Origin of the sequence: Paraburkholderia sp. BR10937, from assembly GCF_040965695.1 — a bacterium.
Taxonomy (GTDB): domain Bacteria; phylum Pseudomonadota; class Gammaproteobacteria; order Burkholderiales; family Burkholderiaceae; genus Paraburkholderia.
Genome location: NZ_JBFRCL010000336.1, coordinates 1 through 206, shown reverse-complemented (window position 1 = coordinate 206; position 206 = coordinate 1). Strand labels below are relative to the sequence as shown.

Here is a 206-nt window from a genome sequence, read left to right as displayed (position 1 = left end):
GCATCCGCAGCTTCGGTATATGGCTTAGCCCCGTTACATCTTCCGCGCAGGACGACTCGATCAGTGAGCTATTACGCTTTCTTTAAAGGGTGGCTGCTTCTAAGCCAACCTCCTGACTGTTTTAGCCTTCCCACTTCGTTTCCCACTTAGCCATATTTGGGGACCTTAGCTGGCGGTCTGGGTTGTTTCCCTCTTGACACCGGACG

Annotated in this window: 1 rRNA gene; it reads right to left on the bottom strand. The window is 52.9% G+C overall.

Annotated features, from left to right (window positions below):
* Positions 1-206 (bottom strand): 23S ribosomal RNA (locus tag AB4Y44_RS43170); the annotation flags it as partial.